Source organism: Nocardioides sp., assembly GCF_044226305.1.
In the GTDB taxonomy this organism is placed as follows: Bacteria; Actinomycetota; Actinomycetes; order Propionibacteriales; family Nocardioidaceae; genus Nocardioides.
In genome coordinates this window covers 23,420-49,380 of the sequence record NZ_JBGAHF010000014.1, presented here as the reverse complement: position 1 = coordinate 49,380, position 25,961 = coordinate 23,420, and the positions used below count along the sequence as shown (strand labels likewise).

Below are 25,961 nucleotides of genomic sequence, written 5' to 3'. Positions count from 1 at the left end.
TCCGCGAGACCCCGGACTCAGCCGACCCGCGGAGCCGCTCGGCCGCCGGACCGGTCCACGGTGACCTCAGACCCCGAGGTCCGCAGCGCGCAGCTCGGCGACACGGGCGTCCGGCCCCTCGAAGACCAGGCCGTGCGTGGCCGAGCGGCCGAAGAGGAAGAGGACCAGCTCGACCACGTCGCCGGTGACCGTGACCGGGTCCTCGCCCTTGCGCATCGTGGCCGTGGCGCCGGTGTCGGCGCGGCGGACGACGGTGGGCACCGGGAGGCCGCGGCCGAAGAACGCGCCGCCGCGGCTCAGCTGCGACCACAGCAGGTCGACGTCCTCGGGCGCCAGCGCGCGCGGCGACCAGTCCGGCTGCCCGCGACGCAGGTCCTCGTGGTGGACGACGAGCTCGAAGGTGTTGATCAGCCGGTCGAGGGGGGGCAGCAGCCGCAGCGGCGGCGAGGGCGAGCGCAGCGTCTCGACCTGGGTCTCGAACGGCTTGTCCCGCCGCCGCGCCATGGCCCGCTCGGTCAGGCCCGAGAGCGGCGGGACGACGTTGCCGAGCGAGGAGATCGGGTCCCGCTCGCGGACGAGCAGGTGGGCCACCAGGTCCTGGGCGTCCCAGCCCTCGCACAGCGTGGGGGCGTCCGGTCCGAGGACCTGGGCGAGGTCGCAGAAGGCACGGCGCTCGCGGAGCGCCAGGGAGTCGGTCACGTCGTCGAGCATAGGCAGGGGTGCCACCGGCGACCGCGGCCGCTGTCGGCCCCGGGGAATACCCTGGCGGGACCGCGGGTTCGGGCCGCGGCAGGAAGGGGTGCAGGTGGCAGAGCGTCGCAGGCGGGGCACGACAGCAGAGGGCTTCGCCGTCCTCGGGGTGGCGATCCGCCGCGAGCCGCTGGTCTTCACCCTCTCGACCATCGGGAGCGTGCTGTTCGGCGCGCTCACCGTCGCCGACGCCTGGGTGCTGGGCTGGGCCACCGACCACGTCGTCCTGCCCGCCTTCGACACCGGCGAGATCGACAGCTCCCTGCTCTGGGCCGTGCTCGGGCTGTTCCTCGGGGTCGCCCTCCTCCGCGCGGTCGGCATCGTCGCGCGCCGCCTCGGCGCCGGCGTCATGCAGTACCGCATGCAGGCCCACAGCCGCCGCGCCGTCACCCGTCAGTACCTCCGCCTCCCGATGGAGTGGCACCAGCGGCACCCCACGGGCCAGCTGCTGTCCAACGCCAACTCGGACGTCGAGGCGGCCTGGGGCCCGATCGCGCCGCTGCCGATGGCCGTCGGCACCGTCGCGATGATGGTGATCGCCGTCGTCGGGATGTTCGCCGCCGACGTCGTCCTGGCCCTGATCGGCCTCCTCGTCTTCCCGGCGGTGGTCGTCACCAACCTCGTCTACCAGCGCTACGCGTCGCCGCTGATGACGAAGGCCCAGCAGCTGCGGGCCGAGCTGAGCGAGGTGGCCCACGAGTCGTTCGACGGGGCGATGGTCGTCAAGACCCTCGGCCGCGAGTCCGAGGAGACCGCCCGGTTCGCCGAGATGGCCGACCGCCTCCGCGACGTCAACATCCGCGCCGGCCGGATCCGCGCCGCCTTCGACCCGACGCTGGCGGCGCTGCCCAACCTCGGCGTCCTGGTCGTCCTCGGCGTCGGCGTCGCCCGGGTCATGTCCGGCGCCACCGAGCCCGGTGACGTGGTCACGGTCGCCTACCTGCTGACCATCGTCTCGTTCCCCATCCGGTCCATCGGCTGGCTGCTCGGCGAGTTCCCGCGCAGCGTGGTCGGCTACCACCGGGTCCGCAACGTGCTGCTGGCCACCGGCGAGATGCAGTACGGCGAGCAGCGGGTCGCCCCGCTCGACGACGGCGCCCGGCTCTCGGTCGAGCACCTCGCCTACCGCTACGACCCCGAGCAGGAGCTCCTCGACGACGTCACGTTCACGGTCGAGCCGGGCCGCACGGTCGCGCTGGTCGGCGCGACCGCGTCCGGCAAGAGCACCCTCACCAACCTCGTCGCACGCCTGGTCGACCCCGACGGGGGCCGGATCCTCCTCGACGGCGTCGACCTGCGCGACCTCGCGAAGGGTGAGCTCGCGCAGGCGCTGGCGGTCGTGGCGCAGACGGCGTTCCTCTTCGACGACACCGTCCGCGGCAACGTCACCCTCGGCGCCGACGTCTCCGACGAGGAGGTGTGGGCGGCGCTGCGCGCGGCCCAGGCCGACGGCTTCGTCGCAGCGCTCCCGCACGGCCTCGACACCCGGCTCGGCGAGCGCGGCACCTCGCTGTCGGGCGGCCAGCGCCAGCGGATCTCGCTGGCCCGCGCGCTGGTGCGCCGCCCCCGCCTCCTGGTCCTCGACGACGCGACCTCCGCCGTCGACCCCGAGGTCGAGGCGCGGATCCTCCAGGCGCTGCGGTCCGGCTCCCAGGACACGACGCTCCTCGTGGTCGCCTACCGCAAGGCGACGATCGGCCTGGCCGACGAGGTGGTCCACCTCGAGGACGGCCGGGTGGCCGACCGGGGCACGCATGCCGAGCTGATCGAGCGCAGCCCCGGCTACGCCCACCTCGTCAACGCCTACGAGGTCGCCACGGAGCTGGGCACCGACCTCGACTCCGAGCTGGTGGGGGACTCCGAATGAGCACGGTGATGGACTCCGGCGAGGAGATCGGCGCGATCGCGACGATCCGTCGCGGCGTGCACTTCTCGCCCGAGCTGAAGGACGGGGTCTGGGTCACCCTGGCCCTGGCCGTGGTCGCCTCCTGCGGCCAGGTGGTCGTCCCGATCGCCGTCCAGCGCACCATCGACCACGGCCTCAACGGCCCGCAGGGCCCGGACCTGGCCTTCACCGTCGAGATGGGCCTGGTGGCGGCCGCGGCGATCCTGGTGACCAGCCTGGCGTCGTACCTCATGACGTCGCGGCTGTTCACCGCGGCCGAGCGTGGTCTCGCGACGCTGCGGATCAAGGCGTTCCGGCACGTCCACGACCTGCCCCTGCTCACCCAGAACACCGAACGTCGTGGTGCCCTCGTCTCGCGGGTGACCAGCGACGTCGACCAGGTCAGCCAGTTCCTCGTGTTCGGTGGGCTGATCTTCGTCGTCAGCGTCGGCCAGGTCCTGGTCGCGACCATCGTGATGGTGGTCTACAGCTGGCAGCTGGCCCTCGTCGTCTGGGTCTGCTTCGCGCCGCTGTTCCTGTCCCTGCGCTTCTTCCAGCGCAAGCTGTCCGCCGCCTACGGCGTGGTCCGCCAGCAGGTCGGCGTCATGCTCTCGGCGATCTCCGAGCCCGTCGTGGGTGCCGCGGTGGTCCGGTCGTACGCCGTCGAGGACCGCACCCAGGCGCGGATCGACCGGGCCGTCGACGAGTACAAGGCGGCCAGCACCCGTGCCCAGGGCTTCACCGCGTTCTCGTTCTCCCTCGGCGGCGTCTCCGCCGGGCTCGCCAACGCCGGCGTGCTCATCGTCGGGATCTGGCTGGGCTTCGCCGGCGACATCACGGCCGGCACCGTGCTCGCCTTCGCGTTCCTCGTCTCGCTGTTCGTCGGGCCGGTGCAGATGGGCACCCAGATCCTCACCGACGCCCAGAACGCGATCGTCAGCTGGCGGCGGGTCATCGGCATCCTCGAGACGCCGGCCGACCTCGTCGACCCGGGGCCGGACGGCGCGACCCTGCCGCACCACGCCGTCGACGTCTCCTTCCGCGACGTGCAGTTCGCCTACCCGGGCGGGCCGCCGGTGCTGCGCGACGTCGACCTCGACATCGCCGCGGGCAGCCGGGTCGCCGTCGTCGGCGAGACCGGCTCGGGCAAGTCCACGATCGCCAAGCTGCTGACCCGCCTGATGGACCCCAGCGAGGGTGCCGTCCTGCTCGACGGCGTCGACCTGCGCCGGATCTCCCAGGTGTCGCTGCGCAGCAGCGTGGTCCTGGTGCCGCAGGAGGGGTTCCTCTTCGACGACACCATCGCGGCGAACGTCCGCTACGGGCGGCTCGACGCGACCGACGAGGAGATTCTGGCGGCCGCCGAGGAGATCGGCCTCGACGACTGGCTGGCCGGGCTGCCGCACGGGATCGCGACGCGCGTCGGCCAGCGCGGCGAGTCGATGTCCGCGGGGGAGCGGCAGCTGGTGGCGCTGTGGCGCGCCCAGCTCGCCGACCCCGACCTGCTCGTGCTGGACGAGGCCACCAGCGCCGTCGATCCGGCGCTGGAGATGCGCATCGGCCGTGCCCTCGACCGCCTGATGAGCGGACGCACGTCGGTGACGATCGCGCACCGGCTCAGCACGGCCGAGAACGCCGACGAGGTGGTCGTGGTGGACAAGGGGCGGATCGTGCAGCGCGGGCCGCACGCCGAGCTCGTGCAGCAGGAGGGGTCGGTCTACGCCGGCCTGCACGCCTCCTGGGTCGCGCAGCACGGCGTCTGACCCAGCCGGGATACTGGAGCGGTGACCTCCCTCGACCCCGCGATCGCGGACCGGCTCAAGCGCACCGCGGACGGCCTGGTGCCGGCCGTCGTGCAGCAGCACGACACCGGCGAGGTGCTGATGCTGGGCTGGATGGACGACGAGGCGCTGTCCCGCACGCTCACCACCGGCCGCGCGACGTACTGGAGCCGGTCCCGCCAGGAGTACTGGGCCAAGGGCGACACCTCCGGCCACGTGCAGTGGGTGCGGGAGGTGCGCCTGGACTGCGACGGCGACACCCTGCTCGTCAAGGTCGACCAGGTCGGGGTGGCCTGCCACACCGGCGACCGCACCTGCTTCGACGCCGACCTGCTGCCGCTCGCCCTCCCGTCCACGGGGCCGTCCACCGAATCGTCCACCGAACCGTCCACCGAACCGGCCGGGGGTGCCGGTGCCTGATCGCCGGCGGACGTTCGGGCCGGTCGTCCTGGTGGGCCTGGCCTCCGCCGCGCTGACCGCGGTCGCCGCCGAGAAGCCGGCCGTCGACGGAGGCGGCTCCTCGGCCGGGGCGGGGAGCGTGCTGTCGCTCTCCTTCGACGGGAACATGCCCCTGGTGACGGCGCTCGCCCTCGTCGTGCTCGCGTGCTGGGGGGTCGTCCTGGTCACCCGCGGCCGGGTCCGCCGGACGGTCGCGCTCCTCGGCGTCGTGGCCGCCGCCGGAGCGGTGGTCGCCACCGTGGTGGCGTACTCCCAGATCGCCGCCGACCTCCGCGACGAGCTCGAGCAGGTCGGGATCACCGGCGCCGACATCGGGCACACCGCGTGGTACTGGACGGCCCTCGCGGCCGGCGCCGTCTCGCTGGCGTGCTGCGCCCTGGCCCTGGCCTGGGCGCCCGCGTGGCCCGAGATGGGCCGCCGGTACGACGCGCCGGGCGGCGCGCCGGTGCCCGCGGTGCCCCCGGAGGACCAGTCCAGCCTGGACCTGTGGAAGGCGATCGACGAGGGTCACGACCCGACGGCGCCCGAGCCCGAATAGACTGTCGCCGCCACGTCTCGACCGGTTCCCCGAGGAGCACTGCACATGTCTCACAGTCACGGCAACACCCCCGCTGCGTGGACGGCCGTCACGGTCGCCATGCTCGGCTTCCTGGTCGGTGCCGTCGGTCTGCTGTTCAACCCGGTGAACATGGTGATCTTCTGGGTGGGCGCCGCCATCACCGTCGCCTCGCTGGTCGTCTTCGGCGTGATGGCCAAGCTCGGCTACAACGAGTCCTGAGACACCCGCACGAACGGACGCTCCATGACCGCCACCGCGCCGCCCACCTCGGTGGCTGCGGCGCGGTCGGAGAGCCGCTGGCGGCGGGTGGCCGGACCGGCCGCGGCGATCGGCACGCTGGGTCTCGCCACGCTGGCCCTGCACGTGCGGGACCCGCACCAGGCGGGGGCGTGGGGCTTCTGCCCGAGCGCCGCGATGGGCGTCTACTGCCCCGGCTGCGGCGGCCTGCGCGCGGTCAACGACCTGACGAACGGCGACCTCGGCGCGGCCGCGACGAGCAACCTGCTGCTCGTGGTCCTGCTGCCGGTGGCGGTCGTCCTGCTCGGCCGGTGGGCGTGGGACCGCTGGACGGGCACCGTCCGCGAGCCGCACCCGCGGGTCCGGCGCACCTTCCTCTGGTCGCTCGCCGCCGTCGCGGTGGTCTTCGTGGTGCTCCGCAACCTGCCCGGGAGCTGGCTGGCTCCCTGACCTCGCCCAGGACATGACGAAGGGCCGGCCCCGGAGGGCCGGCCCCACGTGTGTCCAGGTCAGGACGTGCTGGCGCTGCCGCTCACGTCGACGACGCCGGCCGCCCACAGGATCAGCCCGAGGATCCCGAGGACCACCGCGATGACGCCGAGGATGAAGCCGGCCTGGGCCATGCCGCGACCGGTGCCCTGTCCGGCGTCGATCTCCTTCTTGGCCATGTTCCCGAGGATGATCGCCGGGATGCCGGCGATGAAGCCACAGCAGACCAGGCCCACGATGCCCAGCACCAGCGACCAGATGGCCTTGCCGTTGGTCTTCTGCGGTGCGCCGCCGTAGGGCGGCTGCGGTGCGCCGTACTGCGGCGGCGGGGGAGGCGGTTCGGAGTAGCTCACTGCAGGAACCCTTCGTCGTGGCCGTCCGTCTGCCGGCCGTTGGGCGGAGACTACCGATGCCGGAGGGGTTCAGGCAGCGTGAAACACTGGTTTCGTCCCTTCGACCTTCTGCGGGAGCCTCCATGTCCGTCCTCGACGACATCGTCGCCGGCGTGCGTGTCGACCTCGCCGAACGGGAGTCCGCCACGAGCCTGGCCGACCTGCGTGCCTCGCTGGCCGACGTCGACCCGGCCCGCGACCCGATGCCGCACTTCCGGGCACCCGGCTCCAGCGTGATCGCGGAGGTGAAGCGGCGCAGCCCGAGCAAGGGCGCGCTGGCCGACATCCCCGACCCGGCCGACCTCGCGCGGCGCTACGCCGCCGGGGGAGCGGCCGCGATCAGCGTCCTCACCGAGCAGCGCCGCTTCGGCGGCAGCCTCGACGACCTGCGCGCCGTGCGCGCGGCCGTCGACGTCCCGGTGCTGCGCAAGGACTTCATCGTCACCTCCTACCAGGTCGTCGAGGCCCGCGCGGCGGGCGCCGATCTGGTGCTCCTGATCGTGGCGGCGCTCGACGACGCGACCCTGCGCCGGCTCCACGACGAGGCGCGCGAGCTCGGCCTGACCGTGCTCGTCGAGGTGCACGACGAGGCCGAGACCGAGCGTGCGGTCGACCTCGGTGCCGAGCTGGTCGGTGTCAACGCGCGCAACCTCAAGACGCTCCAGATCCACGACGACACCTTCGGCCGCCTGGCCCCGCTGGTCCCCGAGGACCGCGTCCGGGTGGCCGAGAGCGGCATCTTCGGTCCGGCCGACGTGAAGCGCTTCGTGGCCGAGGGCGCCCACGCCGTGCTCGTCGGCGAGGCACTGGTGAAGGACGGCGACCCCGAGCACGCGGTCGCGAGCATGACAGGAGTCACGACATGACGACCCACCCGGAGCGCACGACGTCCTTCGACGCGGACGAGCGCGGCTGGTTCGGAGACCCGCAGTCGGGCTTCGGGGGGCGCTACATGCCGGAAGCGCTCGTCGCCGCCCTCGACGAGCTCACCGTCGCCTGGCACGACGCGATGGCCGACCCGACGTTCGTCGCCGACTTCGACGCGATCCTGCGGGAGTACGGCGGCCTGCCGAGCCCGCTCTACCACGCCGAGCGGCTCAGCGACCGGGTCGGCGCCCGGATCCTGCTCAAGCGCGAGGACCTCAACCACACCGGCGCCCACAAGATCCGCAACGTGCTCGGCCAGGCGCTGCTGACCAAGCGGATGGGCAAGACCCGGGTGATCGCCGAGACCGGTGCCGGCCAGCACGGGGTCGCCAGCGCGACCGCGGCGGCGTACTTCGGCCTCGACTGCACCGTCTACATGGGGGCCGTCGACACCAAGCGGCAGGCGCTCAACGTCGCGCGGATGAACCTGCTCGGCGCCAAGGTCGTCGCCGTCGAGTCCGGGAGCGCGACCCTCAAGGACGCGATCAACGAGGCGCTGCGCGACTGGGTCGCGAGCGTCGACCACACGGCGTACCTCTTCGGGACGGCGGCCGGTCCGCACCCGTTCCCGAGCATGGTCCGCGACTTCACCCGCGGGATCGGCGACGAGGCCCGCGCCCAGTGCCTCGAGCAGTACGGCGTGCTGCCGGACGCGCTCGCGGCCTGCGTCGGCGGGGGCTCGAACGCCATCGGCCTCTACACCGCGTTCCTCGACGACGCCGACGTGGCGATCTACGGCTACGAGGCCGGCGGTGACGGCTTCGAGACCGGCCGGCACGCCGCGACGATCCACGCCGGCGACGCCGGGGTGCTGCACGGGGCCCGCACCTACGTCCTCCAGGACGACGACGGCCAGACCATCGAGTCGCACTCGATCTCGGCCGGCCTGGACTACCCCGGGGTCGGCCCGCAGCACGCCCACCTCGCCGCGACCGGCCGGGCCACCTACCTCCCGGTGACCGACGCCGAGGCGATGGACGCGATGGCCCTGCTGGCGCGCACCGAGGGGATCATCCCGGCCATCGAGTCCGCGCACGCGGTCGCCGGCGCGGTCCGGCTGGCCGCCGAGCGGCCCGGCCAGACGATCCTGGTGAGCCTCTCCGGGCGCGGGGACAAGGACATGGAGACCGCCATGGAGTACTTCGACCTCAACCGGGCGGAGGCGACCGCGTGAGCGTCCGCACCGCCTTCGAGAAGGCGCGCGCCGACGAGCGCGCCGCCCTGGTCGGCTACCTGCCGGCCGGCTTCCCGGACGTCGCCGGCGGGATCGACGCGCTCCACGCGATGGTCGACGCCGGCTGCGACGTGATCGAGGTCGGCCTGCCCTACAGCGACCCGGTCATGGACGGCCCGACGATCCAGGCGGCCGCCCAGCAGGCGCTCGAGCGGGGTGCCCGCACCGTCGACGTGCTGCGCACGGTCGAGGCGGTGGCGGCGACCGGCACCCCGACGGTCGTGATGACCTACTGGAACCCCATCGACCGCTACGGCGTCGCGCGCTTCGCCGCCGACCTCGCCGCCGCCGGCGGCTCCGGCCTGATCACCCCCGACCTCACCCCCGACAGCGGCCCGGACTGGATCGCGGCCGCCGACGAGCACGACCTCGACAAGATCTTCCTGGTCGCGCCGTCCTCGACCGACGAGCGGATCGCGATGACGGTCGCCGCCAGCCGCGGCTTCGTCTACGCCACCGCCGTCATGGGCGTCACCGGTGCCCGCACCTCGACCAGCGACCTGGCCGGCCCGCTCGTGGCGCGCACCAAGAAGGCCCTGCGGGACCTCGGCTCCGACCTGCCGGTCGGCGTCGGGCTGGGGGTCAGCAACGGCGACCAGGCCGCCGAGGTCGCGGCCAAGGACGGGATCGGCGCCGACGCGGTCATCGTCGGGTCCGCCTTCGTGCGGGTGCTGCTGGACCACGCCGACGACCGGGCCGCGGGTCTCCGGGCGCTCACCGCGCTGACCGAGGACCTCGCCCGCGGGGTGCGGCGTGCGTAGGAGCGTCCCCGCCCTACCCCTGCTCGTCCTGGCCGTGCTGCTCGCCGCGTGCGGCGGCAGCGCGCAGAGCGCCGAGGGCGAGCTGAGCGGCACCCGGCTGGACCCGCCGTTCCCCGTCTCGTCGACGCCGTTGACCGACACCGACGGCGACCCGTTCTCCCTCACCAAGGACACCGACAAGCCGCTGACCCTGGTGTTCTTCGGCTACACCCACTGCCCCGACACCTGTCAGACCGTGATGGCCAACCTCGCCTCCGCGATGACCCGGCTCGACAGCGCCGACCGCGACCGCGTCGACGTCGTGCTCGTCACCACCGACCCGGCCCGCGACACCACGGCGGTGCTGGGCCCCTACCTCGAGCACTTCGACCCGGGCTTCATCGGGCTGACCGGCGACCTCGACACGATCGTCGACGTGGCGAAGCCGATGGGGGTGGGCATCACCCAGGGCGAGAAGCTGCCCTCCGGTGGCTACGACATCACCCACGGCACCACCATCACCGGCATCGACGCCGACGACGAGGGGACCGTGTACTGGGACGAGCAGACCTCGTCCGCCGCGTTCGCTGCCGACATCCACACCCTGCTCAACGACTGAGGTCCCGTGCTCACCTCCCTCGCCATCCCCAGCCCGTCCTCCGGCGTCTGGTACCTCGGACCGCTGCCGCTGCGCGGCTACGCGCTGGCGATCATCCTCGGCATCGTCGCGGCGATCTGGATCGGCGAGAAGCGCTGGGTCGCCCGCGGCGGCACGGCCGGCGACATCTCGGACCTGGCCGTCTGGGCGGTCCCGTTCGGCCTGGTCGGCGGCCGGCTCTACCACGTGGCGACCGACCACGACCTCTACTTCGGCGCCGGCAACCACCCGATCGAGGCGCTCTACGTCTGGCGCGGCGGCCTCGGCGTCTGGGGGGCGATCGCCCTCGGCGCGCTGGGCATGGTCATCGGCGCGCGTCGCAAGGGCATCAAGCTGCTCCCCGTCCTCGACGCGTGCGCGCCCGGCGTGCTGGTCGCGCAGGCGCTCGGCCGCTGGGGCAACTGGTTCAACCAGGAGCTGTTCGGCCGGCCCACCGACCTGCCGTGGGGGCTCTCGGTGAGCGACGAGACCGCCGTCAACGCCGGCTACCCGCCGGGGACGACGTTCCACCCGACGTTCCTCTACGAGAGCCTGTGGTGCCTGGCCGCGTTCGCGTTCCTGCTGTGGGCGGACCGCCGCTTCCAGCTCGGCCACGGCCGGGTCGTCGCGCTCTACATCATGGTCTACACGGTCGGCCGCGGCTGGATCGAGACGCTCCGGATCGACACCGTCGAGCTGTCCGACGTCGGCGGCCTGCGGTTCAACGTCTGGACCTCGCTGGTCCTGTTCCTGGCGGGGCTGGTGTGGTTCGTGGTGAGTGCGCGGCTGCGCCCCGGACGCGAGGACGAGGTGTACGTCGACCGGCCCGTCCACGACCGGACGGAAGAGGACAGCGCGACCTGACCGGGTGGTAGCCTGACACCTCCCGCTAGGGCCAATGCCGTCCCCTGCACGCACACTCGCACTGCCGATCCGCCGGCGCCGGACCCGACAACGTCGTGGGGCCTGCGCGGCGCCGAGACGACGGGAGAATGCCCGGTGTTCTCGCACGCATTCCCGCCGCCCCAGGGTCTCTACGACCCCCGCCACGAGCACGACGCCTGTGGGGTGGCCTTCGTGGCGACCCTCACCGGGGTCGCCAGCCACGAGATCGTGCGGCAGGGCGTCCAGGCCCTGCTGAACCTCGACCACCGCGGCGCCGCGGGCGCCGAGCCGAACTCCGGCGACGGCGCCGGGATCCTGATCCAGGTCCCCGACGCGTTCCTCCGCGCGGTCGTCGACTTCGAGCTGCCGGGCCAGCACTCCTACGCCGTGGGCACCGCGTTCCTGCCCGGCGACGGCGAGCAGGTCGCCAAGACCCGCCAGCGGATCGAGGAGATCGCCCGGGAGGAGGGCCTCACGGTCCTCGGCTGGCGCGAGGTGCCGGTCGACCCGTCGTCGCTCGGCAAGACCGCCGCCGGGGTGATGCCGACCTTCAGCCAGCTCTTCGTCGCCGGCTCCGGCTCGCGCGTGACGGGGATGGCGCTGGAGCGCCTGGCGTTCTGCCTGCGCAAGCGCGCGGAGCACGAGACCGACGTCTACTTCCCGTCGCTGTCGTCGCGGACGCTGGTCTACAAGGGCATGCTCACCCCCGTCCAGCTCGACCAGGTCTTCCCCGACCTGCGGGACGAGCGGATGACCTCCGCGCTGGCCGTCGTGCACTCGCGGTTCTCCACCAACACCTTCCCGAGCTGGCCACTGGCCCACCCGTTCCGCTTCATCGCCCACAACGGCGAGATCAACACCGTCATGGGAAACCGGAACTGGATGCGCGCCCGCGAGGCGCTGCTGCGCTCCGACGTCATCCCCGGCGACCTGGACCGGCTGTTCCCGATCTGCACGCCGGGCGCCTCGGACTCCGCGTCCTTCGACGAGGTCCTCGAGCTGCTGCACATGGGCGGTCGCTCGCTGCCGCACTCGGTGCTGATGATGATCCCCGAGGCGTGGGAGAACCACGGCGAGATGGACCCGCGGCGCCGCGCCTTCTACGAGTTCCACTCCGCGATGATGGAGCCCTGGGACGGCCCTGCCTGCGTGGTCTTCACCGACGGCTCCCAGATCGGCGCGGTCCTGGACCGCAACGGCCTGCGGCCGTCGCGGTACTGGGTCACCGACGACGGGCTCGTCGTCCTCGCCTCCGAGGTCGGGGTGCTCGACATCGACCCGGCCAAGGTCGTCCGCAAGGGCCGGCTGCAGCCGGGCCGGATGTTCCTCGTCGACACCGACGAGCACCGCATCATCGAGGACGAGGAGGTCAAGGCCGAGCTCGCCGCCGAGCACCCGTACGACGAGTGGCTGCATGCCGGCCTGATCCACCTCGACGCCGTGCCCGAGCGCGAGCACATCGTGCACACGCACGCCTCCGTCAGCCGGCGCCAGCAGGTCTTCGGCTACACCGAGGAGGAGCTGCGCGTCCTGCTCACCCCGATGGCCAACACCGGGGCCGAGCCGATCGGCTCGATGGGCACCGACACACCGATCGCGGCCCTCAGCGAGAAGCCCCGGCTGCTGTTCGACTACTTCAGCCAGCTCTTCGCGCAGGTCACCAACCCGCCCCTGGACGCCATCCGCGAGGAGCTGGTGACCTCGCTCGCCGGCACGATCGGTCCGGAGGCGAACCTGCTGGAGCCGGCCCCGGCGTCGTGCCGGATGGTGGTGCTGCCCTTCCCGGTCATCTCCAACGACGACCTGGCCAAGATCCGGCACATCAACCGTGACGGCGACATGCCCGGCTTCATCACCCACGTCGCCCGCGGCCTCTACCCGGTCGACGCCGGGGGCGAGGGGATGGCCCAGCGGATCGACGAGATCTGCCAGGAGGTGTCCGCGGCCATCGCCGACGGCGCCCGGATCATCGTCCTCTCCGACCGGCACTCCACGGCCGAGCTCGCGCCGATCCCGTCGCTGCTGCTCACCGGCGCCGTGCACCACCACCTGGTCCGCGAGAAGACCCGCACCCAGGTCGGGCTGCTGGTCGAGGCCGGCGACGTCCGCGAGGTCCACCACGTGGCGCTCCTCGTCGGGTACGGCGCCGCGGCGGTCAACCCCTACCTCGCGATGGAGTCCGTGGAGGACCTCGCGCGGGAGGGCTACTACGTCGGCATCGAGCCCGAGAAGGCGGTCGCCAACCTGATCAAGGCGCTCGGCAAGGGCGTGCTCAAGGTGATGTCGAAGATGGGCGTCTCCACGGTCGCGTCGTACACCGGTGCCCAGATCTTCGAGGCGCTCGGCCTCTCGCAGGCGCTCGTCGACCGATACTTCACCGGCACCACGTCGAAGCTGGGCGGGATCGGCCTCGACACCATCGCCGAGGAGGTCGCCCGCCGGCACGCCACGGCGTACCCGGCCCGCGGCATCGCGCCGGCCCACCGCGAGCTCGAGATCGGTGGCGAGTACCAGTGGCGCCGCGAGGGCGAGCCGCACCTGTTCGACCCCGAGACGGTCTTCCGGCTGCAGCACGCCACCCGCACCGGTCGCTACGACGTCTTCAAGCAGTACACCTCGCGCGTGGACGAGCAGTCGGAGCGGCTGATGACGCTGCGCGGGCTGTTCCGCCTCCGCGGCGCCGACGAGGTCGGCCGCGCGCCGGTCCCGATCGAGGAGGTCGAGCCCGTCTCGGAGATCGTCAAGCGGTTCTCCACCGGCGCGATGTCCTACGGCTCGATCTCGCAGGAGGCGCACGAGACGCTGGCGATCGCGATGAACCGTCTCGGTGCGAAGTCGAACACGGGCGAGGGCGGCGAGGACCCCGAGCGGCTCTACGACCCCGAGCGGCGCAGCGCGATCAAGCAGGTCGCGTCCGGCCGGTTCGGCGTCACCGCGGAGTACCTCACGAACTCCGACGACATCCAGATCAAGATGGCGCAGGGCGCCAAGCCCGGCGAGGGCGGCCAGCTGCCCGGCAACAAGGTGTACCCGTGGGTGGCCAGGACCCGGCACTCCACGCCGGGCGTCGGCCTGATCAGCCCGCCGCCGCACCACGACATCTACTCGATCGAGGACCTGGCGCAGCTGATCCACGACCTCAAGAACGCCAACCCGCGGGCCCGCATCCACGTGAAGCTGGTCTCCGAGGTCGGCGTGGGGACCGTGGCCGCCGGCGTCTCGAAGGCGCACGCCGACGTGGTCCTCATCTCCGGCCACGACGGCGGCACCGGCGCCGCGCCGCTGACCTCGCTCAAGCACGCCGGCGGCCCCTGGGAGCTCGGCCTCGCCGAGACCCAGCAGACGCTGATGCTCAACGGGCTGCGGGACCGGATCGTCGTGCAGACCGACGGCCAGCTCAAGACCGGCCGCGACGTCGTCGTCGCCGCGCTGCTGGGCGCCGAGGAGTACGGCTTCGCCTCGGCCCCGCTGGTCGTCTCCGGCTGCATCATGATGCGGGTCTGCCACCTCGACACGTGCCCCGTGGGCGTCGCGACCCAGAACCCGGTGCTGCGCGAGCGCTACGCCGGCAAGGCCGAGTACGTCGTCAACTTCTTCGAGTTCATCGCCGAGGAGGTGCGCGAGCTGCTCGCCGAGCTCGGCTTCCGCACGCTCGACGAGGCGGTCGGCCAGGTGGGCAGCCTCGACGTCCGCGAGGCCGTCGACCACTGGAAGGCGTCCGGCCTCGACCTGACGCCGGTGCTCTACCAGCCGGACCGCTCGGCCTTCCCCGACCAGGACCTGCGCTGCACCCACCAGCAGGACCACGGCCTGGACCGGTCGCTCGACGTGACCGAGCTGGTGCCGCTGGCGAAGGACGCCATCGAGAAGGGCGAGCCGGTGCGCGCCCAGGTCGCGATCCGCAACGTCAACCGCACCGTCGGCACGATCCTGGGCCACGAGGTCACCAAGAAGCACGGCGGCGCCGGTCTCCCCGACGGCACCATCGACCTGACCTTCACCGGGTCGGCCGGCCAGTCGTTCGGAGCGTTCGTGCCCGCCGGCATGACGCTGCGGCTCGAGGGCGACGCCAACGACTACCTCGGCAAGGGCCTGTCCGGCGGCCGGCTCGTCGTGCGTCCCGACCGGGCGGCGCCGTTCGAGGCCAACGAGCAGATCATCGCCGGCAACGTCATCGCGTACGGCGCGACCGCGGGCGAGATCTACATCCGCGGCGGCGTCGGCGAGCGGTGCTGCGTGCGCAACTCCGGCGCGCGGGTGGTCACCGAGGGCGTGGGCGACCACGGCTGCGAGTACATGACCGGCGGACGGGTCGCCGTCCTCGGCAAGACCGGCCGCAACTTCGCCGCCGGCATGTCCGGCGGCGTGGCCTGGGTCCTCGACCTCAAGCCGCACCGCGTCAACGCCGAGCTCGTCGAGCTCGGTCCGGTGACCCCGGACGCCGCGGTCGAGCTCGAGCAGATGGTGCGCGCGCACCTCGACGAGACCGGCTCCACCGTCGCCGAGGCGCTGCTCGCCGACTGGGAGACCTCGCTGACGCGGTTCACCGAGGTCGTACCGACCGACTACCGCAAGTCCCTCGAGGCCAAGGCCAAGGCCGAGGCCGACGGGCTGGACGAGAACGAGACCGCCCACGCGATGATGGAGGCTCTGCATGGCTGAGATGTCGCTTCCCACCTTGCGGTCCGCGCTCCTCGCGGTCCGCCCGATGATGGAGGGCTGGGTCTGATGGCTGACCCCCGCGGCTTCCTCAAGAAGGGCCGGGAGGTCGCCGAGCGGCGCCCGGTCGAGGAGCGCATCCACGACTGGCACGAGGTCTACCCCGGCAGCGCCGGGCGTGCCCTGCTCCCGATCATCACCGACCAGGCCGGCCGCTGCATGGACTGCGGCATCCCGTTCTGCCACCAGGGCTGCCCGCTGGGCAACATCATCCCCGAGTGGAACGACCTGGTGTGGCGCGGTGACTGGGAGGGTGCGATCGAGCGCCTGCACGCGACCAACAACTTCCCGGAGTTCACCGGCCGGCTCTGCCCGGCGCCGTGCGAGACCGCGTGCGTGCTCGGGATCAACCAGGACCCGGTGACGATCAAGAACGTCGAGGTCTCGATCATCGACAAGGCCTGGGACTCCGGCCTGGTCCGGCCCCAGCCGCCGGAGTGGCTCTCGGGCCGCACCGTCGCGGTGATCGGGTCCGGCCCGGCGGGTCTCGCCGCCGCCCAGCAGCTCACCCGCGCCGGGCACACCGTCGCGGTCTACGAGCGTGCCGACCGGATCGGCGGGCTGCTGCGCTACGGCATCCCCGAGTTCAAGATGGAGAAGCAGCACCTCGACAAGCGCCTGGACCAGATGCGGCGCGAGGGCACGGTCTTCCGGGCCGGCGTCGACGTCGGCGGGGACCAGCTCACCGGCTCCCGCCTCCGGGACCGGTACGACGCCGTCGTGCTCGCGGTCGGCGCGACCGCGGCGCGGGACCTCACGGTCCCCGGCCGCGAGCTCGCCGGCATCCACCAGGCGATGGAGTTCCTCCCGCAGGCCAACCGGGTCGCGCTCGGCGACGAGGTCGAGGGCCAGATCACCGCGACCGGCAAGCACGTGGTGATCATCGGCGGCGGCGACACCGGAGCGGACTGTCTCGGCACCTCCACCCGGCAGGGCGCGGCGTCGATCACCCAGCTCGAGATCATGCCGGAGCCGCCGGCGGACCGGCCGGCCGGTCAGCCGTGGCCCACGTACCCGATGGTGTTCCGGGTCTCCTCCGCGCACGAGGAGGCGGGGGAGCGGGTCTACGCCGTCTCGACCACCGAGTTCGTCGGCGACGGGGACGGCAACGTCCGGGCGCTCCGGCTGGTCGACGTCCGTCTCCAGGACGGCCGGTTCGAGCAGGTCGAGGGCTCCGAGCGCGAGATCCCGGCCGACCTGGTGCTGTTCGCGATGGGGTTCACCGGACCCGAGCGGGCCGGCCTCGTCGAGCAGCTCGGCGTCGACCTCGACGAGCGGGGCAACGTGGCCCGCGACGCGTCGTACATGTCCTCGGTCGACGGCGTGTTCGTGGCCGGTGACGCCGGCCGCGGCCAGTCGCTCATCGTCTGGGCGATCGCCGAGGGCCGGGCCGCGGCGTCCGCGGTGGACCGCTACCTGACCGGCTCGACGAACCTGCCCGCGCCGATCCCGCCCACCGAGCGTCCGCTGGTCGTCTGACCGCGCCCGGCACCCCCTCCCGGAGCCCCGGCACCGATGCCGGGAGGGGGTTAGGTCTTTGAACGATCAAAGTCGGGGTAGGGTGGAGCGCGTGCGTAGAGCCAAGATCGTCTGCACCCTCGGCCCGGCGACCTCGTCGCCCCGGCGGATCCGGGAGCTGGTGTACGCCGGGATGGACGTCGCCCGGCTCAACATGAGCCACGGCTCCCACGAGGACCACGCCGAGGCGTACCGCCTGGTGCGGGAGGCCTCGGACGCCAGCGGCCACGGGGTCGCGATCTTCGCCGACCTCCAGGGCCCCAAGATCCGGCTCGAGAGCTTCGCCGACGGCCCCGTCGTGCTGCGCCGCGGCCAGGAGTGGACGATCACCACGCGCGACGTCCCCGGCGACGACCAGGTCTGCGGCACGACGTACAAGGGCCTGCCGGGAGACGTGAAGCCCGGCGACCCGCTGCTCATCGACGACGGCAAGGTCCGCCTGCGGGTGGTCTCGGTCGACGACACCGACGTGCGGACCGAGGTCCTCGTCGGCGGGAAGGTCAGCGACCACAAGGGCATCAACCTGCCCGGTGTCGCCGTGTCGGTGCCGGCGCTGTCCGAGAAGGACGCCGAGGACCTGCGGTTCGCGCTCGGGCTGTGCGTCGACTTCATCGCGCTGAGCTTCGTGCGGGACGCCAAGGACGTCGAGGACGTGCGGGCGATCATGGACGAGGTCGGCGTGCGGGTGCCGGTGATCGCCAAGATCGAGAAGCCGCAGGCGATCGAGAACCTCGACGAGATCATCACGGCCTTCGACGGCTTCATGGTCGCCCGCGGCGACCTCGGCGTCGAGTGCCCGCTCGAGGACGTGCCGTTCCTGCAGAAGCGGATCGTGGAGAAGGCCCGCCTCAACGCCAAGCCGGTCATCGTCGCCACCCAGATGCTGGAGTCGATGATCACCGCTCCGGCCCCGACCCGGGCCGAGGCCTCCGACGTCGCGAACGCCGTCCTGGACGGCGCGGACGCCGTCATGCTCTCCGGCGAGACCAGCGTGGGGGAGTACCCCGTCCACACGGTCGAGACGATGGCGCGCATCATCACCGCCACCGAGGCGCACGCGCTCGAGGACTCCAGCGACAGCGCGCACGTCGCGACGATCGAGTGGGACCCGCACACGCGTGGCGGCGTGATCGCCAAGGCCGCCGGCGAGGTCGCCGAGCGGGTGGGCGCCAAGTACATCGTCGCGTTCACGACGAGCGGGGACTCCGCGAAGCGGATGTCGCGGCTGCGCGGGCCGATCCCGATCCTCGCCTTCACGCCGATCGCCCAGGTCCGTTCCCAGCTGGCGCTGACCTGGGGCGTGGAGACGTTCAAGACCCACCCGGTCGAGCACACCGACGAGATGGTCCGCCAGGTCGACGAGCAGCTGCTCCAGATCGGCCGGGTCCGCGAGGGCGACCTGGTCGTCCTCATCGCCGGCAGCCCCCCGGGCATCCCCGGCTCGACGAACGCGCTGCGCATCCACCGGATGGGTGACGCCATCAACGAGGTCGCCCCGGCGTACCGACGCCACTGACGCGGGTCCCTCCTGCCGCCGCCATGAGGCTTCATCGGCCGGCCGATGAAACTCACGGCTGGACGATGAAGGTTCATCGTCCAGCCGTGAGTTTCGTGGTCGGGTGCGGACGTGCTGCCGGCGTGGCGTGCCTGGTGCCCCGGGTGGGATTCGAACCCACACTGGACGGTGTTTGAGACCGCTTCCTCTGCCGTTGGGATACCGGGGCGCAGTGCGCGGGAAACCCTAACGGACCAGCATCCGGTCACCACGTTGGACAAAGTCGATCAATCCACTACAGTTTTCGCAGGAGCGAGGGTAGGAGGTCGACATGTGGAACCCGTGGGCGTGGGCCAGCGCCAGCCACGAGGGCGCGCTCGCCAATGCGCGGGTCGCCTCGGCCGAGCTGAACCGCCGCCGGGTCGAACGGGTCGAGGTCGACCTGTTCCTCGAGCAGCGGTCCGGCGCCGCGCGGACGACGGAGGCCGGATAACCTTCTCCCCGTGAGCCAGCAGCCGACGCCTCCCGCGCGACCGGGGGAGGGGACGCACCGACGCGTCGTCATCGCCGAGGACGAGGTGCTGATCCGGATGGACCTCGCGGAGATGCTGGCCGAGGACGGCTACGAGGTCGTCGGCCAGGCCGGCGACGGCCAGACCGCCGTCGCACTGGCGGAGGAGCTGCGGCCCGACCTGGTGATCCTGGACGTGAAGATGCCCGTCCTCGACGGCATCGCCGCGGCCGAGCGGATCGCCGGGCAGCGGCTCGCTCCGGTGGTCATGCTCACCGCGTTCTCACAGCGCGACCTCGTCGAGCGCGCGCGGGACGCCGGGGCGATGGCGTACCTCGTGAAGCCGTTCACGCGCTCGGACCTGGTGCCGGCGATCGAGATGGCGGTCAGCCGCTTCACCGAGCTCACGATGCTCGAGGCCGAGGTCGCGGACCTCACCGAGCGGCTCGAGACCCGCAAGGCGGTCGAGCGCGCCAAGAGCCTGCTCCAGGAGCAGCTCGACCTCTCCGAGCCGGAGGCGTTCCGCTGGATCCAGAAGACCGCCATGGACCTGCGCCTCTCGATGCGCCAGGTCGCCGACGGGGTCGTCACCCACGGTCCCGGCATCGCCGGCTGACGACGTCGTCGCCGGGGCCGTCTCCCGGGCCGTGCGCGAAGGTCACCGGCAGGTCACGCTTCGGTAAAACCCGGCGCGACTCGCGCGGTGCGGGCGGTGATCTGGCGCCACGGGACCGGTTGACCCCTAAACTGCCCTGCGAGCCCGGCCCGGGTTCTGGATCGGAGGACCGTCTTGACGTCTCGACCACTCGCCCCTCCGCGGGCCGTGAGCAGGGGCGCGACCGGTGTCGTACTGACGATGCTGCTCGCACCGTTGCTGCTCCTCATCGGTGCGCCGCCCGCGAACGCGGTCGACACGCTGTGCCTGCCCGGACCGGACAAGGCCTGCATCGCCGGCACCCTGCGGACCGAGTCCGACGTGATCCCCGACGTGAAGCTCACGGTCACCGACGAGTCGGGCACCTCCCAGGAGGTGACGACCAGCGAGACCGGCAAGTGGAACGTCTCCGTCGACAAGGAGGGCACCTACACCGTCAAGCTCGACGAGTCGTCGCTGCCCGAGGACCTCGACGTGGACACCGGTGAGGTCACCGTCCAGGCCAAGTTCGGCACGACCGTCCCGGCGCTGCTCACGGTGCGCACCGCGGACTACAACGCGGGCAGCAGCAAGGTCGACGAGATCATCCAGAGCACGGTCAACGGGCTCCGGCTCGGCCTGCTGCTGGCCCTGGCGTCCGTCGGCCTCTCGCTCATCTACGGCACGACCGGGCTCTCGAACTTCGCGCACGCCGAGCAGGTCACCCTGGGCGGGATGCTCGGCTACTGGCTGATCAACCTCCACGGCCTCGGGATCTGGGTCGGTGGCGTCCTCGTCGTGATCCTCTGCGCCGCCACCGGCTGGGCCCAGGACCGCGGGCTCTGGCAGCCGCTGCGCCGTCGTGGGCTGGGCCTGACGCAGATGATGATCGTGACGATCGGGCTCTCCCTGGCCCTCCAGTACACCTACCAGCTCCTGGTGGGCGCGCGGACGGTCCGGGTCGAGCAGGAGAACCCGACCGTGACGGAGATCGGGCCGGTCACGATCACCAACCAGTCGATCGTCGCGATGGCGATCTCGATCGTCGTGCTCGGCATCGTCGGCTACGCGCTGCTGCGCACCAGGATCGGCCGTGCGACCCGGGCCGTGTCGGACAACCCCGCGCTCGCCGCGGCGTCCGGCATCGACACCGACAAGGTGATCCGGCTCGTCTGGATCGTCGCCATGGGTCTGGCCGGCCTCTCGGGCCTCCTCTACGCGCTGGTCACCAACGGCATCAAGTGGGACACCGGTCTCCAGATCCTGCTGCTGCTGTTCGCAGCGGTCACCCTCGGCGGTCTCGGCACGGCGTTCGGCGCCCTGATCGGCGCGCTGATCATCGGGCTGGTGGTCGAGCTGTCGCCGGTGTTCGGGATGCCGGGTGACTTCAAGTACGCCACCGCCCTGTTGATCTTGATCCTGCTCCTGCTCGTGCGGCCCCAGGGCCTGCTCGGCAAGCCGCAGCGGGTCGGCTGAGGAAGGAACGGTCATGGACACCATCCAGTCGATTCTCAACGCGATGATGCGCGAGGCGCTGTCGCCGGGCACGGCGGCGGTCGCGATCGCCGTCATCGGGCTCAACATCCACTTCGGCTTCACCGGCCTGCTGAACATGGGCCAGGCCGGCTTCATGCTCCTCGGGGCGTACGGCATGGGCATCGCGGTCTGGCACGGGCTGCCGTTCGCGGTCGGCATCCTGCTCGGGCTCGGGTCCGCACTCGTGTTCGCCCTGGTGCTCGGCGTACCGACCCTGAAGCTGCGCGGCGACTACCTCGCGATCGTGACGATCTCCGCAGCGGAGATCATCAGGTACGTCGGCAGATCGTCGTTGCTGACGGACTTCACCGGCTCGGCCCAGGGCATCCCGGGCAGCCAGTACCGCGACCCGTTCACGAGCCTGTCCTTCTTCGGCGGCGGCTCCTTCACGCTGATCCCGTTCAACTACGCCGACGTGGCCGACGGCGCCGCCTGGGTCCGGATCATCGCCTGGCTGCTGACGGCCGCCTCGATCGCGGCGCTCGTCTACGTGCTGCGCAGCGGCGACCAGCTCAACGGCGTCGCCCGCAACGGGCTGGTCGTGCTGCTGGTCGTGCTCAGCCTGTTCCTGCTGTTCTTCTCGTTCCCGGTGCCCAACCAGCTCACCGGCGTCAGCGGCTGGTGGGTGCGCGCGGTCGCGTGGACGCTCGTGCTGCTGTCGAGCTTCATCGTCTACCTGTTGGTCCGCAGCCCGTGGGGCCGCCTGCTGCGCGGCGTCCGGGAGGACGAGGACGCGATCCGCTCGCTCGGCAAGAACGTGTTCGCGATCAAGATGCAGGCGCTGATCATCGGTGGCCTGTTCGGCGCGATCGGCGGCATGGTCTACGTGCTGCCCTCGAGCGTGCAGCCGGACTCGATGGGCCGCACCCTGACGTTCTTCTGCTACACCGCGCTGCTGCTCGGTGGCGCCGCGACGATCTTCGGTCCGGTGCTCGGGTCGGTGCTGTTCTTCGCCGGGCGGATCTTCATCCAGACGGCCTCCCAGGCCTACATCCCGAACAGCGTCCTGAGCGACCAGAAGACGGCGCAGTTCTCCTACATCGTCGTCGGCATCGCCTTGATGCTGCTGGTGATCTTCCGGCCGCAAGGCATCCTGGGCAACAAGAGGGAGCTCCGCTTCGATGTCTGAGCAGATGGCAGAGCACGCCCGCACGTCCGGCCTGGCCGACCCCGCCGCGCGTGCGGCGCTGGTCGGCACGTTCGACCCCGAACCCGGGGCGAGCAAGCCCGACCCGATCCTGGTGGTGGACCACATCGTCCGTCAGTTCGGCGGCATGACGGCGGTCGACGTGGGCCACCTCGAGGTCCAGCGGGGCATCATCACCGCGCTGATCGGGCCGAACGGGGCCGGCAAGACCACCTTCTTCAACCTGATCACCGGGTTCGACCGGCCCACCTCGGCCAAGGACGGCGCCCACTGGGCGTTCGACGGGCGCACGCTCGACCGGACGTCGGCATCGAGCGTCGCGCAGGCCGGCATGGTCCGGACCTTCCAGCTGACCAAGGCGCTGAGCCGGATGACGGTCATCGACAACATGATGCTCGGCGCGCAGCACCAGGCCGGCGAGAACCTCTTCAAGTCGATGTTCCGGCCGGCCTGGCGGGCGCAGGAGCAGGCCATCGAGGACAAGGCCGACGAGCTGCTCGCCCGGTTCAAGCTCTACGAGAAGAAGCACGACTACGCCGGCAGCCTCTCGGGCGGGCAGCGCAAGCTCCTCGAGATGGCGCGGGCCCTGATGAGCGACCCGAAGATGATCATGCTCGACGAGCCGATGGCCGGGGTGAACCCGGCGCTGACGCAGTCGCTGCTGGGCCACATCCAGGCGCTGCGCGACGAGGGCATGACGGTGCTGTTCGTGGAGCACGACATGCACGTCGTGCGCCACATCTCCGACTGGGTCGCGGTGATGGCCGAGGGCCGGCTGGTCGCGGAGGGCGCGGCGGACACCGTCATGTCGAACCCGGCCGTGATCGACGCCTACCTCGGCGCCCACCACGACACCGACCTGGGTGACGACAGCCTGCTGGCCGACGAGGTCCTGGAGGAGCTGGCCCAGGAGGTCGCCGCCGAGGAAGCCGAGCGCGGTACCGACGACCAGGCGGAGGAGACCCGATGAGCGAGCAGCAGGCCGGCGGAGCCGGCGTGACCACCGAGACCCGGACCCCGGTCATCGAGGCACGGGACGTCATCGCCGGCTACCTCCCGGGCGTCAACATCCTCAACGGGTGCAGCCTCGCGGCGTACCCCGGCGAGATGATCGGCATCATCGGTCCCAACGGTGCGGGCAAGTCCACCCTGCTCAAGGCGATGTTCGGCCTGGTCAAGGTGCACTCCGGCTCGGTCACCCTGGGCGAGCGCGACATCACCAACCTGCGCACCAACCAGCTGGTGGAGATGGGCGTCGGGTTCGTGCCGCAGACCAACAACGTCTTCCCCTCGCTCTCGATCGAGGAGAACCTCCGGATGGGCCTGTTCCTGCGGCCCAAGAAGGTGGGGGAGCGGCTCGCCGCCATGTGGGACCTCTTCCCGGTGCTGCACGACCGCCGCAACCAGAGCGCCGGCGCCCTGTCCGGCGGTGAGCGCCAGTCGCTGGCGATGGCCCGGGCGCTGATGATGGAGCCGTCGGTCCTGCTCCTCGACGAGCCGTCCGCCGGCCTCTCGCCGGTGCGGCAGGACGAGACGTTCCTGCGCACGCGCCGGATCAACAAGACCGGCGTCTGCGTGGTCATGGTCGAGCAGAACGCCCGCCGCTGCCTCCAGATCTGCGACCGCGGCTACGTCCTCGACCAGGGCCGGGACGCCTACACCGGCAGCGGGCGCGAGCTGGCCAACGACCCGAAGGTGATCGAGCTCTACCTGGGCACCCTCGCCAAGGACGTCGACGAGACGCGGCCCGACAAGCACTGACGGGCTCCGCCCGTCCACGTACCGACGCCCCTCCACGCACGTGCAGGGGCGTCGGTCGTCGCGCGTCCGCCGCCGGCGGCGGCCACCAGGACGGACGAAGGGCCCCGGACCGATGGTCCGGGGCCCTCCGCGTGGAGCGGTGTGATCAACGGGTGATCAGCGGGTGATCAGGAGGTCACCCCTCGGAGCCCTTCGCGCCCTCGACCGTGCTGGACAGCGAGGGAGAGTTGTTGCCGTCGAAGGTGTAGATGCCCACGAACGCCGACGACGGGTCGTTCTCGTCGTCGATCGGACCGATGCCCGAGGGACCCTTGTAGTGGATCTCCTTGCCGTCCTCGAGCAGCGCGACGCAGTCGGAGTACGTGGTGCACTCCTCGCCGTCGCTCGCACCGGAGACCGCGGCCAGGTTCTTCTGGATCGTGGCCGGGTCGGTGGCTCCGCCCTTCACCGCAGCCAGGGCGGCGAGGATGGTGGCGTCGTAGGACTCGGCGCCGTAGGAGTAGTCCTTCAGCTTCTCGCCGTTGACGGCCTGGTTCCAGCCCTGGAGCCGGTCCTTGAAGGCCTGGTCGGGGTCAGCACCGGGGATCGTGCCCTGGGCGCCCTCAAGGGTGCCCTTGGCGAAGTCCGCGCTGTAGTCGGCCGTGTTGCCGTCGGAGAAGTAGGTCTTGGACATGTCCCAGCCCTGGGCCTTCAGCTCCGGCACGATCGACTTGGTCTCGTCGAACGCCAGGACCACGATCGCGTCGGGCTTGGCGGCGAGCACGCCGCTGACCTCCGAGGAGAAGGTGGTCTGTCCCGGCGGGAACTCCTGGCCCTTGCCGGCGCAGCCGTAGACGCACGAGCCGCCGGCCGCCTCGACCGTGTCCTGGACGGCGTTCCGGAGACCGGTGCCGTAGGTGTCGTTGAACACCAGGAAGCCGACCTTGGTGTAGCCGTCGGTCGTGATCAGGGTGCCCAGCGCGTTGCCCTGGACGCCGTCCGGCGGGGCGGTACGGAAGTACCACGGCGAGTAGCCGGAGAGGTCGACCGCGGTGTTGGCGGGCGAGATCTCGACGATCTTGTTGTCGGCGAACGTGTCGACCACGTTCAGCGAGACGCTGGACGAGGCGGCACCGATGACGACCGAGGGCTTGCTGGCCACCAGGGTCCCGGCGGACGCGGTCGAGACCGACATGTCGTTGGAGTCACCGGAGTCCTGGATGTCGGTGCAGGACTTGGCCCCGTCGACGCCACCTGCGGCGTTGATGTCCGAGGAGGCCAGGCCGACGCCCGCGATCTCGGGCGGGCCCAGGAAGGCGAGGCTGCCGGTCAGCGGCAGGATGCCACCGATGCGGAAGCTGTCGGCGCTCGTCTGGTTCGCCGCGCACTTGTCGTCCGTGTAGGTCTCGGTGGCTGCGCTGGACTCGGAGGCCGAGGGGCTGTCGCTTGCGGCAGCGTCCCCACCGCCCGAGTCGGAGCTTCCGCAGGCTGCCAGGGCCATGCCGAGGACAGCGGTAGCTGCCATCAGCCGTGCCCGAGTGGCGGTTGTGGATCGATTCACGTTGTGAACCTTTCTGTCTGTCGCGTGAGGTGCACTTCACCGCGCCCGCCCTCCCGAACGGGGGGGCATGCCCTGCCACCGTAGGACCGGGGGTGTGGTGCCGGGTTCAACGGCACCCTCTCGTT

23 protein-coding genes and 1 tRNA gene are annotated in these 25,961 nt (G+C 71.7%); 20 read left to right on the top strand and 4 right to left on the bottom strand.

All coding sequences use genetic code 11. The features are described from left to right. Positions 1-66 precede the first annotated feature (66 nt). A complete protein-coding gene (locus tag ACILQ5_RS14990) occupies positions 67-699 on the bottom strand; it encodes a TIGR03085 family metal-binding protein (protein ID WP_395658822.1) in 633 nt (210 codons plus the stop codon). A gap of 106 nt (positions 700-805) precedes the next feature. Between ACILQ5_RS14990 and ACILQ5_RS14985 the strand changes: the two genes are divergently transcribed. Genes ACILQ5_RS14985 through ACILQ5_RS14960 form a run of 6 tightly spaced genes read left to right on the top strand, consistent with a single transcriptional unit; the run spans position 806 to position 6,121 of the window. Continuing rightward, positions 806-2,617 carry an ABC transporter ATP-binding protein gene (locus ACILQ5_RS14985; RefSeq protein WP_395658821.1) on the top strand — a complete coding sequence of 604 codons (1,812 nt, stop codon included), beginning with the start codon at positions 806-808 and terminating at the stop codon, positions 2,615-2,617. After that, positions 2,614-4,398 (top strand): ABC transporter ATP-binding protein, encoded by a 1,785-nt coding sequence (locus ACILQ5_RS14980; protein WP_395658820.1) that lies wholly within the window; start codon positions 2,614-2,616, stop codon positions 4,396-4,398. Before ACILQ5_RS14985 ends, ACILQ5_RS14980 begins: the two co-directional genes overlap by 4 nt. Positions 4,399-4,419: 21 nt before the next feature. Next, positions 4,420-4,836 carry a phosphoribosyl-AMP cyclohydrolase gene (gene hisI, locus ACILQ5_RS14975; RefSeq protein WP_395658819.1) on the top strand — a complete coding sequence of 139 codons (417 nt, stop codon included), beginning with the start codon at positions 4,420-4,422 and terminating at the stop codon, positions 4,834-4,836. Further along, the gene (locus ACILQ5_RS14970) at positions 4,829-5,413 is read left to right on the top strand and encodes a Trp biosynthesis-associated membrane protein (RefSeq protein ID WP_395658818.1); all 585 of its coding nucleotides are present in this window, start codon (positions 4,829-4,831) and stop codon (positions 5,411-5,413) included. The genes hisI and ACILQ5_RS14970 overlap by 8 nt, the downstream gene beginning before the upstream one ends. A 45-nt stretch (positions 5,414-5,458) precedes the next feature. Further along, positions 5,459-5,653 (top strand): HGxxPAAW family protein, encoded by a 195-nt coding sequence (locus tag ACILQ5_RS14965; protein WP_395658817.1) that lies wholly within the window; start codon positions 5,459-5,461, stop codon positions 5,651-5,653. A gap of 24 nt (positions 5,654-5,677) precedes the next feature. Continuing rightward, on the top strand, positions 5,678-6,121 hold the full coding sequence (locus tag ACILQ5_RS14960) for a DUF2752 domain-containing protein (RefSeq protein ID WP_395658816.1): 444 nt from the start codon (positions 5,678-5,680) through the stop codon (positions 6,119-6,121). A 59-nt stretch (positions 6,122-6,180) separates the two neighbouring features. Here ACILQ5_RS14960 and ACILQ5_RS14955 read toward each other — a convergent pair whose 3' ends face one another. Continuing rightward, positions 6,181-6,513: a DUF4190 domain-containing protein gene (locus ACILQ5_RS14955; RefSeq protein ID WP_395658815.1), complete on the bottom strand. Its 333-nt coding sequence runs from the start codon at positions 6,511-6,513 to the stop codon at positions 6,181-6,183. A 122-nt stretch (positions 6,514-6,635) separates the two neighbouring features. On the opposite strand from ACILQ5_RS14955, the gene trpC reads away from it, so the two are divergent. The 8 genes from trpC (at position 6,636) to pyk (ending at position 18,728) form a co-directional block, all read left to right on the top strand. Beyond that, positions 6,636-7,418 (top strand): indole-3-glycerol phosphate synthase TrpC, encoded by a 783-nt coding sequence (trpC, locus tag ACILQ5_RS14950; RefSeq protein WP_395658814.1) that lies wholly within the window; start codon positions 6,636-6,638, stop codon positions 7,416-7,418. Beyond that, the gene (gene trpB / locus ACILQ5_RS14945; protein WP_395658813.1) at positions 7,415-8,653 is read left to right on the top strand and encodes a tryptophan synthase subunit beta; all 1,239 of its coding nucleotides are present in this window, start codon (positions 7,415-7,417) and stop codon (positions 8,651-8,653) included. Before trpC ends, trpB begins: the two co-directional genes overlap by 4 nt. Continuing rightward, complete coding sequence (gene trpA, locus ACILQ5_RS14940; protein ID WP_395658812.1) at positions 8,650-9,474, top strand: tryptophan synthase subunit alpha; 825 nt, start codon at positions 8,650-8,652, stop codon at positions 9,472-9,474. The genes trpB and trpA overlap by 4 nt, the downstream gene beginning before the upstream one ends. After that, entirely contained in the window at positions 9,467-10,072 is a 606-nt protein-coding gene (locus ACILQ5_RS14935; RefSeq protein WP_395658811.1) for an SCO family protein, read from the top strand. The genes trpA and ACILQ5_RS14935 overlap by 8 nt, the downstream gene beginning before the upstream one ends. 6 nt (positions 10,073-10,078) lie before the next feature. After that, on the top strand, positions 10,079-10,954 hold the full coding sequence (gene lgt / locus ACILQ5_RS14930; protein WP_395658810.1) for a prolipoprotein diacylglyceryl transferase: 876 nt from the start codon (positions 10,079-10,081) through the stop codon (positions 10,952-10,954). Between the two features lie 135 nt (positions 10,955-11,089). Then, positions 11,090-15,637, top strand: coding sequence for a glutamate synthase large subunit (gene gltB / locus ACILQ5_RS14925; RefSeq protein WP_395658809.1), 4,548 nt, complete (start codon positions 11,090-11,092; stop codon positions 15,635-15,637). Positions 15,638-15,703: 66 nt separating this feature from the next. Then, positions 15,704-17,173 carry a glutamate synthase subunit beta gene (locus ACILQ5_RS14920; RefSeq protein WP_395658808.1) on the top strand — a complete coding sequence of 490 codons (1,470 nt, stop codon included), beginning with the start codon at positions 15,704-15,706 and terminating at the stop codon, positions 17,171-17,173. Positions 17,174-17,264: 91 nt separating this feature from the next. After that, positions 17,265-18,728, top strand: a complete 1,464-nt coding sequence (pyk, locus tag ACILQ5_RS14915) for a pyruvate kinase (RefSeq protein WP_395658807.1) — start codon at positions 17,265-17,267, stop codon at positions 18,726-18,728. Positions 18,729-18,860: 132 nt separating this feature from the next. On the opposite strand, the gene ACILQ5_RS14910 is transcribed toward pyk, so the two are convergent. Next, positions 18,861-18,936: transfer RNA gene (locus ACILQ5_RS14910), tRNA-Leu, on the bottom strand. A 102-nt stretch (positions 18,937-19,038) separates the two neighbouring features. On the opposite strand from ACILQ5_RS14910, the gene ACILQ5_RS14905 reads away from it, so the two are divergent. The 6 genes from ACILQ5_RS14905 (at position 19,039) to ACILQ5_RS14880 (ending at position 24,296) form a co-directional block, all read left to right on the top strand. Continuing rightward, positions 19,039-19,200 (top strand): hypothetical protein, encoded by a 162-nt coding sequence (locus tag ACILQ5_RS14905; protein ID WP_395658806.1) that lies wholly within the window; start codon positions 19,039-19,041, stop codon positions 19,198-19,200. 10 nt (positions 19,201-19,210) lie between these two features. Next, on the top strand, positions 19,211-19,834 hold the full coding sequence (locus tag ACILQ5_RS14900) for an ANTAR domain-containing response regulator (protein WP_395658805.1): 624 nt from the start codon (positions 19,211-19,213) through the stop codon (positions 19,832-19,834). A 240-nt stretch (positions 19,835-20,074) separates the two neighbouring features. Then, entirely contained in the window at positions 20,075-21,328 is a 1,254-nt protein-coding gene (locus ACILQ5_RS14895; RefSeq protein WP_395658804.1) for an ABC transporter permease subunit, read from the top strand. Positions 21,329-21,341: 13 nt separating this feature from the next. Continuing rightward, entirely contained in the window at positions 21,342-22,517 is a 1,176-nt protein-coding gene (locus tag ACILQ5_RS14890) for a branched-chain amino acid ABC transporter permease (protein ID WP_395658803.1), read from the top strand. After that, a complete protein-coding gene (locus ACILQ5_RS14885; RefSeq protein WP_395658802.1) occupies positions 22,510-23,505 on the top strand; it encodes an ABC transporter ATP-binding protein in 996 nt (331 codons plus the stop codon). Before ACILQ5_RS14890 ends, ACILQ5_RS14885 begins: the two co-directional genes overlap by 8 nt. Further along, positions 23,502-24,296, top strand: a complete 795-nt coding sequence (locus tag ACILQ5_RS14880; protein ID WP_395658801.1) for an ABC transporter ATP-binding protein — start codon at positions 23,502-23,504, stop codon at positions 24,294-24,296. The genes ACILQ5_RS14885 and ACILQ5_RS14880 overlap by 4 nt, the downstream gene beginning before the upstream one ends. Before the next feature lie 175 nt (positions 24,297-24,471). Here ACILQ5_RS14880 and ACILQ5_RS14875 read toward each other — a convergent pair whose 3' ends face one another. Beyond that, entirely contained in the window at positions 24,472-25,800 is a 1,329-nt protein-coding gene (locus ACILQ5_RS14875; RefSeq protein WP_395658800.1) for an ABC transporter substrate-binding protein, read from the bottom strand. Between the last annotated feature and the right edge of the window lie 161 nt (positions 25,801-25,961).

Excerpts from the sequence above, each read along its gene's own strand:
- ACILQ5_RS14960 (WP_395658816.1), top strand. The coding sequence starts at position 5,678 with ATGACCGCCACCGCGCCGCCCACCTCGGTGGCTGCGGCGCGGTCGGAG.
- ACILQ5_RS14905 (WP_395658806.1), top strand. The coding sequence starts at position 19,039 with ATGTGGAACCCGTGGGCGTGGGCCAGCGCCAGCCACGAGGGCGCGCTC.
- ACILQ5_RS14920 (WP_395658808.1), top strand. The coding sequence starts at position 15,704 with ATGGCTGACCCCCGCGGCTTCCTCAAGAAGGGCCGGGAGGTCGCCGAG.
- ACILQ5_RS14895 (WP_395658804.1), top strand. The coding sequence starts at position 20,075 with ATGCTGCTCGCACCGTTGCTGCTCCTCATCGGTGCGCCGCCCGCGAAC.
- ACILQ5_RS14875 (WP_395658800.1), bottom strand. The coding sequence starts at position 25,800 with ATGGCAGCTACCGCTGTCCTCGGCATGGCCCTGGCAGCCTGCGGAAGC.
- ACILQ5_RS14965 (WP_395658817.1), top strand. The coding sequence starts at position 5,459 with ATGTCTCACAGTCACGGCAACACCCCCGCTGCGTGGACGGCCGTCACG.
- ACILQ5_RS14880 (WP_395658801.1), top strand. The coding sequence starts at position 23,502 with ATGAGCGAGCAGCAGGCCGGCGGAGCCGGCGTGACCACCGAGACCCGG.
- trpC (WP_395658814.1), top strand. The coding sequence starts at position 6,636 with ATGTCCGTCCTCGACGACATCGTCGCCGGCGTGCGTGTCGACCTCGCC.
- ACILQ5_RS14885 (WP_395658802.1), top strand. The coding sequence starts at position 22,510 with ATGTCTGAGCAGATGGCAGAGCACGCCCGCACGTCCGGCCTGGCCGAC.
- trpB (WP_395658813.1), top strand. The coding sequence starts at position 7,415 with ATGACGACCCACCCGGAGCGCACGACGTCCTTCGACGCGGACGAGCGC.
- ACILQ5_RS14980 (WP_395658820.1), top strand. The coding sequence starts at position 2,614 with ATGAGCACGGTGATGGACTCCGGCGAGGAGATCGGCGCGATCGCGACG.
- ACILQ5_RS14890 (WP_395658803.1), top strand. The coding sequence starts at position 21,342 with ATGGACACCATCCAGTCGATTCTCAACGCGATGATGCGCGAGGCGCTG.